We start from the raw sequence: 13,319 nt of genomic DNA, 5'->3' as shown, positions 1-13,319 counted from the left end.
TCGGCTCGTCGTACCCTTGCGGCATTCAGCGCGAGGAGGAGCAGTGGCTTGGTTTCGGCGTCGACCCCGTACCGGTGGGCCCGGCGGGCGGCGAGTGGATCAGGCCGATCTGGAGCATCTCACGCAGTTCGTCCGCTCGCGCCGGGGCGTCGAGGCGTTCATCGAGCCCCGCACGACAGTGACCGAAACCACCGTGTTGCTTGTGGCACACGATGGGGAATGGACACGGCGACGAATTGAGTCCCCTGAGGTCGCGCGCCGTTTCGCACAACAACTCTCGTTGCCGATCTATGACGTCCGGCTGCTCGGATATCCGCAGCGGATGCGCGATTACAACGCCCGGCAGAAACGCCGTCCGGCCTGATCAGGCCGGACGGCGTACGTCCGATTAAAGATTCTCGACCAGGTGCAGCAGGGTACGGATCGGCACGCCGGTCCCGCCCTTGGTCCAGTAACCGGTCGCCTCACCCGAGTGGTAACCCGGCCCGGCGATGTCGATGTGCGCCCACTCGACACCCGGCTCGACGAACTCGCGCAGGAACACGCCACCCTGCAGCATGTGCCCGGCCCGGTCCATGTTCGCGTTGGTCTGGCAGATGTCGGCGATGTCGGACTCCATGCCCTTGCGCACGTCGTCCGGCAGCGGCATCGGCCAGGCCGGCTCGCCGACCACGTCACCGGCGGCCTTGACCAGCCCGGTCGCCTCCTCCGAGCCCATCAGGCCGGCGACCCGCTTGCCCAGCGAGATGACCTGGCCACCGGTCAGCGTGGACGTCTCGAACACGTAGTCCGTACCGTCCGCGCAGGCCCGGGCGATCGCGTCGCCGAGCACCATGCGGCCCTCGGCGTCGGTGTTGAACACCTCGACCCGCTTGCCGTTGAACATGGTGATCACATCGCCCGGCCGGTACGCCGACCCGGACGGCATGTTCTCGGCGATCGCCAGATAACCGGAGACCGCGACACCCGGCTTGACCGCGGCGATCGCCAGCATCGTCGCGCCCACCGCGGCCGCGCCGGCCATGTCGGACTTCATCTCCCACATGCCGGCCGCCGGTTTGATGCTCACACCACCGGTGTCGAACGTGATGCCCTTGCCGACCAGCGCGACCCGCTTCGGGTCGGTCACACCCTCCGGCGTGTAGGTCAGCTTGACCAGCCGCGGCGGCGCCTCCGAACCCTGCCCGACCGCCACGATCCCGCCGTAACCACCGGCCTTGAGCTGCTCGAAGTCCAGCACCTCGACACCCAGCCCGGCCTCGCGGGCGGCCTCGGCCACCCGGTCGGCGAAGCCCGCCGGCCGCAACTCGTTCGGCGGCATGTTCACCCAGTCGCGGGCCAGCCGGACCGCGCGGCCGACCACCGCGGCCCGGGTCAGCTCGGCCGCGGCCGCCTCGTCGGCCGCATCCGGCACGTGGATGCGCAACTCGGCGACCGGCTCGCGGCGGCCCTTCTGCGGCTTGGTCTTGTAACCGGCGAACCGGTACCCACCCAGCAGCGCACCCTCCAGCGTGGCGCGCAGCACCGGCGGGGCGTCGGCGTCGTCCGGCAGCGGCAGGGCCAGCGCCACCGACGCGCTGCCGGCCAGCGCGCGGACCGCCGCACCGGCCCCCCGGCGCAGCGTCTCCAGATCCGGGGCCGAACCGGACGGCTCGTCACCCAGGCCGACGGCGACCACCAGCGGCGCGGCGATCGTGCCGAGAGTGGCCAGCTTGGTCACCTCGCCCGGGGCGCCGCTCGCGCCGAGCAGGGCGAGCGTCGCGGTCAGCTTCCCGTCGAACGCCGCGGCGATGCTCTCCGCGCCGGACGCCGGCAGCAGGGCGCCGTCCTGGTCGGGCTGGCTGTGCAGGCCGATGACGATGGCATCGACCGCCAATTCGGCCGGGTCGGTATCGACCAGGCTCAGGCTGGGCTGGGTCACTCGGACTCTCCGCGACGTTCTGGGCCGGTTCCGCCGCAGGGCGGTACTCCCGGCTGGTGGGAAACGCTTGGTATTCCCCGCGACTCTAACCACCGCCAAGGTCACCGGTAAGTTGAGTCTCATGTCTGCCGCGTCGCACCGCTCCCCGCTGCACGAACGCCACGTCGCGCTGGGCGCCAAGTTCGCGCCCTTCAGCGGCTGGGAGATGCCGCTGGAATACACCGGCGTCCTCAAGGAGCACGCGTCCGTCCGCGAGGCGGCCGGCGTCTTCGACGTGTCCCACCTGGGCAAGGCCCGCGTCCTCGGCCCCGGCGCGGCCGACTTCGTGAACGCGTGCCTCACCAACGACCTCGGCCGCATCGCCCCCGGCCAGGCGCAGTACACACTCTGCTGCGACGAGTCCGGTGGGGTCGTCGACGACCTGATCGCGTACCTCTACGGCCCCGACGACGTCTTCCTGATCCCCAACGCCGCCAACACCGCCGAGGTCGTCCGCCGCCTGCACGCGGCCGCGCCGCCCGGGATCACCGTCACCGACCTGCACCACGACTTCGCGATCCTGGCCGTCCAGGGCCCCCGCTCGGCCGCCGTCCTCGACACCCTCGGCCTGCCCACCGACCACGACTACATGTCGTTCACCGCCGCCACGCTCAGCGGCGCACCGCTGGTCGTCTGCCGCACCGGCTACACCGGCGAACACGGCTACGAACTGGTTGTCCCGTGGGACGCCGCGACCACCGTCTGGGACGCGATCATCGCCGCCGACGTCCGCCCGTGCGGCCTCGGCGCCCGCGACACCCTCCGCACCGAGATGGGCTACCCGCTCCACGGTCAGGAACTGTCCCTGGACATCAGCCCCGTCCAGGCCCGCTCCGGCTGGGCCGTCGGCTGGTCCAAACCGGCCTTCTGGGGCCGCGACGCCCTCCTCGCCGAAAAAACCGCCGGCCCGCGCCGCCAGCTGCGCGGCCTCGAACTCACCGGCCGCGGCATCCCGCGCGGCCACATGCCGATCCTGGCCGGCGACCGCACCGTCGGCGAGACCACCAGCGGCACGTTCTCCCCGACCAAGAAGATCGGCATCGCGCTGGCCCTGATCGACACCGCCCCGGCCCTGGCCGACGGCGACCTGGTCGAGATCGACATCCGCGGTCGCCGGGTCGAGGCGCGCCTGGTCAAGCCCCCGTTCGTCCAGCCCTCGGTCCGATGACAAACCCTTCGCGCGTACGCCCGTAGCGGCCCCCGCCGAATCCCGCCACTCCCGCCGGCACCGGCCCAGCCGGCGCTGACAGCTGTCCCGCGCTCTTTCCCCGACCGTGAGCACCAGCCCCCACCCCGCAGCCGGCCCTGGCGGCTGGTCCGGGCTCGTTCCCCGACCGTGAGCACCAGCCGGCGCGGCGCGGCTGGCGCTGAGGGCTGTCTCCGGGCCCCGGAAGCAGCCCTCAGCACCAGCTCGCTCGGCTCGGCTGGTGCTCAGTGCTGTTTCCGGGCCTCGGTGGCGCCCTCAGTGCCAGCTGGCTGGGCTCGGCTGGCGTTCAGTGCTGTTTCCGGGCCCTGGTGGCGCCCTCAGTGCCAGCTGGCTGGGCTCGGCTGGTGCTGACGGGTGTATGCCGAGCGGGGTTCGACCGTGCGGGCCAGCGGGCCGGCGGTGAGGGCTGGGTGGGGCTTGGCGGGTGCGGTTGGGGCGGGGCTGAGTCCGTACCCAAGCGGGCTGGAAAAGGGTGACCAGCAGCGGGCCGCTCGTGGCGGCCGGGACAGTGACCCGAAGCGAATGGTGGCTGGGATGCAAAACCGCAACCACCCACGGCCGTGAGCGACGCCGACCGGAAAACCGGGGAGCCCGCCGCTGCTGGGAGGCCCGCATCCTTTGGGGCGCCCCCCAATTCCAGTGTGGCAGGAAAATCCAAGATCCCGCCCGCGCCCTGTGGACAAGCCATCACTGTGGATATCAGCCCAAAGTCAGCACCAAAAGTGTAAGAGCCGTAGCCACCTCAACGCAGGCCCCGATCACATCCCCGGTGATCCCCCCGAACCGTCGAGTGCAGTGCCGCACCAGCAGACCCACAGCTCCCACCGCCACCACCACCCCGGCCACCCCTTGCCAGCCAGCCGATACCCCGGCCCCCACCACAAGTGCCGCAGAGATCACCACCACCGGCGTGGGAACCGTAGAGGCAACCATCGCCCCCATTCCTCCCGGCCGGGCCGGCGGCACTCCGCGACGGCAGGCCACCGAGATGGCAAGCCGCCCGGTGGTCCAGGCCAGCACAATCCCCCACCACGGGAGGGCGGCGATCGCCGCGGCCTGGATCAGCACGTCGGTCCCCAGTGCCACCACACCGAACGGCCCGATGTCAGGCTTTTTCATGATTTCCAGCGCATCGGCCCCGGAGCGATAGGACCCCAGCGCGTCCACCGTGTCCGCCAGCCCGTCCAGATGCAGCCCCCGGGTCAGCAGCGCGCCCACCGCCACGGTCACCCCGCCGGCGACCAGACCGGGGGCGCCGAGCGCCCCCAGCCCTTCGTCCACGCCCGCCAGCACCAGCCCGAGCAACGCCCCGACGAGCGGCGCCACGCTCATGGCCACGGCCGCGGTGGGTCGATCCACCCGGCCGCCGCGTACGGGCAGCACGGTCAACGTGGTGACCGCCAGCCGCAGCCCGTCGGCCACCCGCCCGGTCACGAGCGCCCGGCCGCGCCGTCCTCGGGGTCCGGCGCGGGGTTGCCGAAGCCGCGGGGGAGCACTGTCGTCGGCTCCTCCTCGTCGATCCCGTCGTCGTAGCTGTCGTCGAGACCGCCGGTCTCCTCGGCCAGTTCGTCCGAGAGGCCGTCGTCGCCGGGCTCGGCGAGCAGTGCCGGGTGCACCGGCAACGCCGCCGCGAGCCCGAGCACGGTCCGCAGCAGCGGCAGCGTGGCCAGGGCGTTCGCCCCTTCGCCGAGGTCGAGCCCGAGTTCCAGGACGGGCGTCAGGCCGAGTACGTCCGCGCCCTGCTTGACCAGTGCCAGCGTCCCGGCCTCGGGCAGCAGGCACCAGTGCCGGGTCTGCCCGGCCAGGTCCCGCGCGATCAGCCCGGCGGCGATGCCCAGCGGCCCGTCGACCAGGACGGGAAGGCGCCGGGCGGCCGCGCCGAGCAGCACGCCGGTCGCCACGGCGAGGTCCAGGCCACCGATCTCGCGCAGGATGTCGTGGGCGCCGCGCGGCTCCTGACGGATCCGGTGCAGGGCATCCCGTACGGCGGCGCAGCGCACCATCCAGGCGTTGTCGTCGAACCGGCCACCGGGCAGCAGCACCCGGGGCAGGGTGGCGGCCGCCTCGGCGCCGGTGGTGGCGGCGAGCACCGCGGTCGCGACCGCTTCCACACCGACCCCGATCCCGGCCAGCAGCAGCGCGTCCCGCCCGGCGTCGGCCGCCTCGTCGGCGAGCTGCCAGCCCTGGCGCAGCGCGGCGTCGACCGCGTGGCCCTCGGTGACCGGGCCGTCCTCCATGGCGCCGGAGGACCGGACCCGCAGGACGGCGATGTCGGCGCCGGCCTGCCCGGCCAGCCGGCCCAGCAGGCCGATGCCGAGTTCGGTCTCGGCGACCCGGCGTTCGGCGTCGAGGGGGTCGGCGCCGGCCGCGGCGCCGCCGCCGTGCCGGCCGGAGATCACCAGGACCCGGACCGACGACCAGGGCTGCGGGGTGATGGTCTCCTGGGTTCCGGCGGCGAACTCGATCGCCTCGCGGACCCGGCCCAGCCCGGCGCCGGGCAGGTCGATCCGTTCCAGGCGCTCGCGGGCGTCCGGGCCGGCGTCGCTGTCCGGCAGCGGCAGGTCCATGCCCGGCTGGATCTTGGTGAGCCCGGACGCGACGAGCGGCAGGCTCATGGTCATGCCGCCCAGCGCGTCGGCGACCGGCGGCACCGGGTCGGCGACGGGTGTGGGCGCGACGACGGTGGCCGCGACCGGCGCGGCCACGAAGGCGGGGTCGGCCTCGGGCGTGACGAAGGTCGGCGACGAGGCGGGCGGGGGAGGGGGCGCGGGCGTGGCCGTGACCGAAGGGGCCGGCCGGGGAGCCGCCGCCGCGGAGACAACCGGTTCGGGGGCGGGGGCCACCGCCGTACGCGAAGAAAGATTTTTCAGCCAGGTCGGTTGGCCGGCGACCACGAGAACCACGCCGTCGGCGGCCTCCGCCAGCGCCTGGTTCGTGCTCCCCAGCGCGTCGGCGAACGCCCGGCCCACGGGCGTCACCGGAACCAGCGAGAGCCCCACCTCGGGGCTGACCAGGACGACCCGCCCGGCGCAGCCGCGCACGGCCTCGGCCAGCGCGGCCACGTCGGCCTCGTCGTCATTGGGCTGGCGGGCCGGGTCGAGCACCGCGGCCACCCAGCCGCCCAGGTCGTCGACGAGCAGTGTGTCGTCGGGCTTCGCGGACGACAGCAGCTCGGTGAGCCGGGCCGGGTCGGCGCCGGTCTCCTCGGTCGTCCAGGACTGCGGCCGTCGACGTTGATGCTCCTCGATACGGGCCAGCCACTCCGGATCGTCCTCACCGCCGACCGCGGTCGCCACATACCGCACCGCCGGCGCGTCCGCCACCAGCGATTCGGCGAACGCGGATTTGCCGGAGCGGATCCCACCGAGCACCAGGACCGTGTTCCACCGATCTTCGGACATGCCCCGTACCTTAGAGCCGGTCCGCACAAGCGCACGCCGTAGGGTGGAAGGCCACCGACGTACGACGTGAGGGGGCGGCTCAATGCCGTGGAGTTGGCGGTACGAGGACGTCGACGGCAAATCGGTCGAAGGGCCGGCCGAGACGTTCAGCAGCCAGGCCGACGCCGAGTCCTGGATCGGCCAGGAGTGGCGTCAGTTGCAGGCGTCCGGGGTCAGCACGGTCACGCTGGTCGAGGACGACCGGGTCGACTATCAGATGAGCCTGCAGCCGGCGGAGTGACGTGACCTACGAACCGGTCTACACGCGCACCCCGAGGAACGCGTTCGTCCCGAGCCCGGTCTTCGTCGGCATCGTCGCGATCTTCGCGGTGAGCGGCTACCTGGTCTGGTCGAAGTTCGGCAACGTCGGGTTCGACGCGTTCCTGTTCGTCGTCTCGGGCTGGCTGGTCTCACTGTGCCTGCACGAGTACGCGCACGCCGTCTCGGCGTTCTTCTCCGGCGACCTGACCGTGGCCGACCGGGGTTATCTACGGCTCAACCCGTTGAAGTACACGAGCCCGCTGCTGTCCATCGTGCTCCCGGTGATCGTGGTGATCCTGGGCGGCATCGGTCTTCCCGGTGGCGCGGTCTGGATCGATCACCGGTACATCAACAGCAGGCTCAAGGATTCGCTGATCAGCGCGGCCGGTCCGCTCGCCAACGTCGTCCTGGCGCTGGTGGCGGCCCTGCCGTTCATCGTGGGCCTGGGGCCGGACATCGTCGAGACCGGCACCCGGGCGTTCATCGTGACCGATCACCCGGAGTTCTGGCAGGCGCTCTCGCTCGTCGCGTTCCTGCAGATCACCGCGAGCGTGCTGAACCTGCTGCCGATCCCCGGTCTGGACGGCGGCAGCATCCTGCGGCCGTGGCTGAGCCCGGCCTACCGGCGCGCCTGGGACACGTTCGCCCCGTTCGGGTTCCTGTTGCTGTTCGTGGCGCTGTGGCAGACCGAGCTCGGCACGTACTTCTCCAGGCTGGTCACCTGGATCGCGGAGCTGCTCCAGTTGCATCCCGGCCTGGTGTCGGACGGTTTCGACCTGATGCGTTTCTGGAGCTAGCGGATCGGGGTGGTGCTCACGGCCGCTTGGCCGGGCTGGTCGTGAGCGCCGGGTCCCGGGTGACGATCGGGTCGACGATCTCGTCGATGGCCTTCAGCAGCCCGTCGTCCAGCTTCACCCCGGACGCCTTCACGTTGTCCCGGACCTGCTCGGGCCGGGACGCCCCGATGATCGCGGCCGAGACGTTCGGGTTGCTCAGCACCCAGGCGATCGCCAGCTGACCCATGGTCAGCCCGGCCTGGTCGGCCAGCGGCTGCAGCCGGGCGACGGTGTTCAGCACCTCGTCGGTCATCCAGCGGGCGATGAAGTTGGCCCCGGACTTCTCGTCGGTGGCCCGCGAACCGGCCGGCGGCTGCTCGCCCGCCTTGTACTTGCCGGTCAGCACGCCCTGCGCCATCGGCGACCAGACGATCTGACCCAGGCCCAGCTCCTGCGACGCCGGCACCACCTCGGCCTCGATGACCCGCCACAGCATCGAGTACTGCGGCTGGCTCGACACCAGACGGACCTTCAGCTCGTCGGCCAGCACCTTGGCCGCGCGGATCTGCGTGGCGTCCCACTCGGACACCCCGATGTAGTGCGCCTTGCCGGCCCGCACCACGTCGGCGAACGCCTCCATGGTCTCCTCGAGCGGCGTCGTGTGGTCGTACCGATGAGCCTGATAGACGTCGACGTAGTCGGTGCCGAGCCGGCGCAGCGACCCGTCGATCGACGTCATGATGTGCTTGCGGGACAGGCCGCTGTCGTTGGCGCCCGGCCCGGTCCGCCAGAAGACCTTGGTGAGGATCTCCAGGCCGTCGCGCCGCTCGTCCTTCAGCGCCCGGCCCAGCACCTCCTCGGCCCGGGTGCCGGCGTAGACGTCGGCGGTGTCGAACGTGGTGATCCCGGACTCGAGGGCCGCGCGCACACACGCGAGCGCGGCCTCCTCCTCCACCTGGGATCCGTGGGTGATCCAGTTGCCGTAGGCGATCTCGCTGACGAGCAGGCCGGAACGGCCGAGATGACGGAACTCCATGGGTTGAACCTACAGAACCGGTCGAGCGTCCGGCCGCAGCCGTACGACCTCCTCGACCGCCTCGGCGCGATCCACGTACCGGGTCTCGACGAGCGGCTGCCCCTGCCGGTCCAGCGCACCCCAGCGACCGGCGTCGTCGGCGATCAGGAACGCCGACGGGTGGATCACCACGGCCTTGTGCCCCGGGGTGATCACCAGCTGGCCGGTGCGGTCGATGACACCGAAACCGGCGCCCGCGTCCACCACCGCGAAACCCTCGTCGCTGAAGCCGTCGATCGGGCCGCCGGTGCTGAGCACGGTGGCGACCTGCCGCCACTTCGGCTGCACGGCGATCCGCCCGTGCCGGTCGATCGCGCCCCAGCCGCCGCCGCGCCGGAACAGCGCGAGGCCGCGGCGGAACGGCCGTACGTCCTCGAAACCGCCCGGCACGATGAGCCGGTTCTCCCGGTCGATCGCGAACCAGCCGCCGTCCTGATCCCGGGTCACCCAGGCCAGGCCCTCGGAGAACCGGTCGGCGGCCAGATAACCGGAGTCGGCTCCGATCACCACCGCCCCGGACGGGTCGATCAGCTCCCACGCCGGCGAATCCGGGCGGCGCACCCAGGCGACACCCTCGGCGAACGGCTGCGCCTGCGCGTAGCGCGGTTCCACGGCCGCCGCGTAGCCCCACAGCCCGGCGCCCTCGTCCGGCAGCAGCAGCGGCGCGGCCGGCAGCTCCAGCAGCTCCTCACGGCGCCGCGGGTAGGGTCCCCAGCCGTCCCCGGACCGGCGGGCGATCACGTCGAGCGCCAGCTCGATCCGCTCGACCAGCTCCGGATCACGGTCCTGGCACAGGTCCAGCGCCCGCTCGAACCGGTTCACCGCCTCCAGGAACCGGCCCTGCTCGAACGCCGACCGCCCGGCCAGCTCGTAGATCTCCGCGCGGAGCCGGGCCGGCAACTCCGGCGAGTCGGCCTTCGCGTAGAGCCGGTCGGCCTCGTCGAACTCGCCCCGCCACTGCAGCACGTGGGCCAGCCGCGCCTGCGCCACCGAGACCGTCCGCGCCTCACCCGAGGTCTCGGCGTGCCGCAACGCCTCCCGCCCGTCGGCCAGCGCGTCGTCCAGCTCACCCAGGACCCGCGAGACGACCGCGCGCAGGCTGAGCAGGCCGGCTCGCACGCTGTCGCGCTCGGCGAACTCCAGCCGGTCGGTCAGCCGGTCGGCCACGTCCCAGAGCCGCTCCGGCTCGTCGAGCTGCTCACGCAGGGTCTGCGGATCGAACATCCACGGGTAGGCGGCCAGGATCTGCTCCGGGTCGGCCCGCCTGCGGTCGGCCGGCGCCTGCTGATTCCGTCGCTGCCGGATCGGCAGAAGATCAACTTCATTTGCGCGTACGGCGTCAGCACCGTGCCCGGCACCAGCCTCCGCCCCGGAACCGGACTCCGGACCCGCGCCCGTCGTCTCCGACCCCTCAGCCTCCCGCGTCTCCCCGGCCGGCGCCTGCCCAGCCGAAGTCTCCGCGACCGGTGTCGCCACGGCCGGGGTCTCCGCTGCTGTCGGCACGGCCGAAACCTGCGCGGCCGGAGTCTCCACCGCCGGGCTCTGCGCGGCCGGAGTCTCCGCGATCGGATCGACCGGCGCGGACTCGCTGTCCGTTCCGGCGGCGGCGGGCGCATCCACGATTGCCGGGACGGCGGCGGCCGTCTCGGTCACGGTGTCACCGGCGAGCGCGAAGGCCGGCCCGGTCCCGTTGTGGTGGTGCGCAGCGGTCGACCCCGGTTCGGACGTGTCGTGGGCGTCCCCGGACGCCGGTCCCGCACCAGCACTCGCCGTACCGGCCGAGGCGCCGCCGTCTCGCTCCACCCCGCCGTCCAGCTCATCAGCCGCGGCCGTCAAGCCCTCGGACCCGGCGGCGACCTGCGTCTCCACCGCGCCGACGGCCCCGCTCGCGCCGGCCGTCCCGTCCACGCCGACCGGCACGGCACTGACCGGCGCGGGCCCGAGCCCGCCGACCGTCTCGTCCGTGTAGACCGGCGCCGCGCTGACCGGCTCGGGCAGATGCGTGCTGACCTTTTCGTCGGTCAGGTCGTATTCCGCACCGGCCAGGCGGCCCCCGAACAACGGCGCCCCGCTGACCGGCTCGTCCAGGACGACCGCCGCCGCGCCGCCCAGCTCATCGCCGGCCCCGCGCGTGTCGTCGTCCTCGTCCGTGACAGCCGGCGCCGCGCTGACCGGCTCGGCCGTGAACGCCGGCGCCGCGCTGACGGGCTCGGCTGTGAATGCAGGCGCCGCGCTGACCGGTTCGGCGGTGAATGCGGGCGCGGCACTGACGGGCACGTTGGTGAACGCGGGTGCGGCGCTGACCGGTTCGGCCGTGAACGCAGGCGCCGCGCTGATCGGCTGGCTCGTGACGACGGGTGCGGCGCTGACCGGTGCGGGTACAGCACTGACCGGCTGGTCGGGGGAGACGTCGGCCTGCTGGTCCACGGACTCGGCCGCGAGAGCCGAACGAGCCGCGATCAACGGCATCGCCACGGTGGGCGACTGGAACCGTCCCGCACCCGGCTCAACCGGTGCCGCGTCCTCGGCCACCGCCTCCGCGAGATGCGTCACCACGGTGATGACGGGTTCCTCATCCGCGGCGTCCTCGACCGCCTCCTCGGCAGCGAAGTGCGCACCGGCCGACGACTCGGCCACCGGCTGCTCGTGCCGCCCCGGCCGTTCGTCGACCCCGGACCGCTCGTGCCGCCCATACCCGGCCTGAACAGCGGCGATCCACTCCGGAACGTCCCCGGCCAGCGTATCCTCGCCCCGCGCGTGACCGTGCTGATCCTCAGCCGCCACCACCGGTTCCGCGACGTCACCGTCATCCCCGGCCGACCCGACGCCACCCGAGACCCCGTCCAGCGTCAGACGAGCCTGCGTAACCTCGACCTCACCGGCCTCAGCACCCTGACCCGCCGAGTCCGCGCCGAGGCGCGTCTGCGTGATCTCCGGATCGGTCAGCCCGGCCCGAACGTCGTCAACTTCGCCCACCGGCACCGTGAGCCGTGCCTGCGTGATCTCGGCATCGCTCGCCGCAGCATCCGACCCGCCGTCCACCACGCCGGCCTCGACAACAGCCGCGTCGGAACCGTTCGCGCCGGCAACCTCGGCCTCAGCACCGGTCTCGACGCCGACAGAGGCCGCGTCGACAAAGTCCGCCCCGGCAGAGGCCGCGTCGACAAGGTCCGTCCCGACAGCGACCTCGGCGCTTTCCGCAGCCTCAGCGCCGTCGCCGGCCTCCTGCGCGGACTCGCCGTCCGCACCTTCCTCGGCCGCGAACCATCCGGCCGGCTTCGGCACTTCCACGACCTCGACCACCGGCTCGGGCGCCAACGGTGAGGTGTCCGGCACGGGCGTCTCCGCCCCGAGCCCACTCATCGACAGCAGCCAGCCGAGCCCGCGAGGCTCCTCGGCCTCGCCGTCGCCCTGAGGTGCGCCCTCCGAGAACGGAACCCCGGTAACCGGGGCCTCCGCCCCACCGGCCACCGTCCCCGGCGTCTCCGTCCCGCTGAACGCCCCACCCGGCGCCGTGGTGTCCGGCCCCGCGAATGCTGCCCGCGGAGCGGTGGTGTCCGGCCCGGCGAACGGCTCGATCGGCATCCCCGGCCCGACCCGCCGAGGGTCGATCGCCTGAGTGCGCTCCTCGGGCGGGAACGGTGCCCCACCGTGCCGCGGCTGAGTTCCCCCGGGCGAGCCCAGATCCACCCGCCGCAGGTCCACTGCCTGGGTACGGTCCTCCGGCCGGTGCGGTCCTTGAAGATGCTCGGCCCGCCGGGGGGCGCCCCCTTGCGCGCCTCCTGCGAGATCCACCCGTCGCGGGTCGAACGGCCGCGTCGGATCCTCCCCGGCCGCCGGCGCGACCGGATCGGCCGGCCGTACCTGCGCGGCCTGCCCCGGATACCCGGCCCGCCGCGGATCCAACGGCCGCGTCCGCTCCTCGTACTCGTTCTCGGCCCGCCGAGGTTCGGCCACCGGCGCCGGACCAGCGGAAGCCTGCGCGGCCATCCCGGACACGGGCGCGGCCGCCCCAGGAATCGGCCCACCGAACGCGGCCCCCGGCCCGGCGATCCCGGACACGGGCGCAACCCCGGGCCCGGCGATCCCGGACACAGGAGCAACCCCGGGCCCTGCAATGCCGGACACAGGGGCAACCCCGGGACCCGCAATGCCGGAGACCGGAGCAACCCCGGGACCCGCAATGCCGGAGACGGGAGCAACCCCCGGACCCGCAACACCGGAGACCGGCGCAACACCGGAGACCGGCGCAACGCCGGCGCCGGCGATCCCGGACACGGGAGCGACGCCGGGACCGGCGATGCCGGAGACCGGAGCCGAGGCGACCCCGGAGACCGGCTGGCTGGCACCCCACTCGTGCTCGTCCCGCCGGTAGGGCGGATTCCCTTGCCCAGGTTGACCCGGGTACATCGCCGAGGGCTGAACTGCCGGCTGCTGCGGAGTCATCCGGGTCGGCTGGGCAGCCGGACGCGCCGGCGCGGGACTGTTCCGATCCTGCGGAACGGGCCGCAGATCGAACGGCGAATCGGGCGTACGCCCATCGCGCCCCGCCCGGGTCGGGAACGCCTCCGGCGGAGCCGGCCGAGCGCTGCCGTAGGTC

Annotated in this window: 9 protein-coding genes; 4 read left to right on the top strand and 5 right to left on the bottom strand. The window is 73.0% G+C overall.

Annotation, left to right across the window (positions count from 1 at the left end; translation table 11 throughout):
* Positions 1-43: 43 nt before the first annotated feature.
* Positions 44-364: a hypothetical protein gene (locus tag ACSHV8_RS33200; RefSeq protein WP_436522242.1), complete on the top strand. Its 321-nt coding sequence runs from the start codon at positions 44-46 to the stop codon at positions 362-364.
* Positions 365-388: 24 nt separating this feature from the next.
* Here the strand turns inward: ACSHV8_RS33200 and ACSHV8_RS33195 are convergent, their stop codons facing one another.
* Positions 389-1,921 carry a leucyl aminopeptidase gene (locus ACSHV8_RS33195; RefSeq protein ID WP_436522240.1) on the bottom strand — a complete coding sequence of 511 codons (1,533 nt, stop codon included), beginning with the start codon at positions 1,919-1,921 and terminating at the stop codon, positions 389-391.
* A gap of 121 nt (positions 1,922-2,042) precedes the next feature.
* On the opposite strand from ACSHV8_RS33195, the gene gcvT reads away from it, so the two are divergent.
* On the top strand, positions 2,043-3,128 hold the full coding sequence (gene gcvT / locus ACSHV8_RS33190; RefSeq protein ID WP_436522238.1) for a glycine cleavage system aminomethyltransferase GcvT: 1,086 nt from the start codon (positions 2,043-2,045) through the stop codon (positions 3,126-3,128).
* 738 nt (positions 3,129-3,866) lie between these two features.
* Here gcvT and ACSHV8_RS33185 read toward each other — a convergent pair.
* Both ACSHV8_RS33185 and ACSHV8_RS33180 read right to left on the bottom strand, forming a co-directional pair.
* On the bottom strand, positions 3,867-4,601 hold the full coding sequence (locus tag ACSHV8_RS33185) for an adenosylcobinamide-GDP ribazoletransferase (RefSeq protein ID WP_436522236.1): 735 nt from the start codon (positions 4,599-4,601) through the stop codon (positions 3,867-3,869).
* The gene (locus ACSHV8_RS33180) at positions 4,598-6,568 is read right to left on the bottom strand and encodes a bifunctional adenosylcobinamide kinase/adenosylcobinamide-phosphate guanylyltransferase (protein WP_436522234.1); all 1,971 of its coding nucleotides are present in this window, start codon (positions 6,566-6,568) and stop codon (positions 4,598-4,600) included. The genes ACSHV8_RS33185 and ACSHV8_RS33180 overlap by 4 nt, the downstream gene beginning before the upstream one ends.
* 82 nt (positions 6,569-6,650) lie before the next feature.
* Here ACSHV8_RS33180 and ACSHV8_RS33175 point away from each other — a divergent pair, with 82 nt between their 5' ends.
* The gene (locus ACSHV8_RS33175; protein WP_436522232.1) at positions 6,651-6,848 is read left to right on the top strand and encodes a hypothetical protein; all 198 of its coding nucleotides are present in this window, start codon (positions 6,651-6,653) and stop codon (positions 6,846-6,848) included.
* Between the two features lies 1 nt (position 6,849).
* Complete coding sequence (locus ACSHV8_RS33170) at positions 6,850-7,665, top strand: site-2 protease family protein (RefSeq protein WP_436522230.1); 816 nt, start codon at positions 6,850-6,852, stop codon at positions 7,663-7,665.
* Positions 7,666-7,681: 16 nt separating this feature from the next.
* Here ACSHV8_RS33170 and ACSHV8_RS33165 read toward each other — a convergent pair whose 3' ends face one another.
* Both ACSHV8_RS33165 and ACSHV8_RS33160 read right to left on the bottom strand, forming a co-directional pair.
* On the bottom strand, positions 7,682-8,680 hold the full coding sequence (locus ACSHV8_RS33165) for an aldo/keto reductase family protein (protein WP_436522228.1): 999 nt from the start codon (positions 8,678-8,680) through the stop codon (positions 7,682-7,684).
* A 9-nt stretch (positions 8,681-8,689) separates the two neighbouring features.
* The gene (locus ACSHV8_RS33160; protein ID WP_436522226.1) at positions 8,690-12,781 is read right to left on the bottom strand and encodes a WG repeat-containing protein; all 4,092 of its coding nucleotides are present in this window, start codon (positions 12,779-12,781) and stop codon (positions 8,690-8,692) included.
* Between the last annotated feature and the right edge of the window lie 538 nt (positions 12,782-13,319).

The organism is Actinoplanes sp. HUAS TT8 (genome assembly GCF_051380535.1).
Lineage (GTDB): Bacteria > Actinomycetota > Actinomycetes > Mycobacteriales > Micromonosporaceae > Actinoplanes.
The sequence above is the reverse complement of the archived record's forward strand: the minus strand, read 5'-3'. Positions and strand labels throughout refer to the sequence as shown.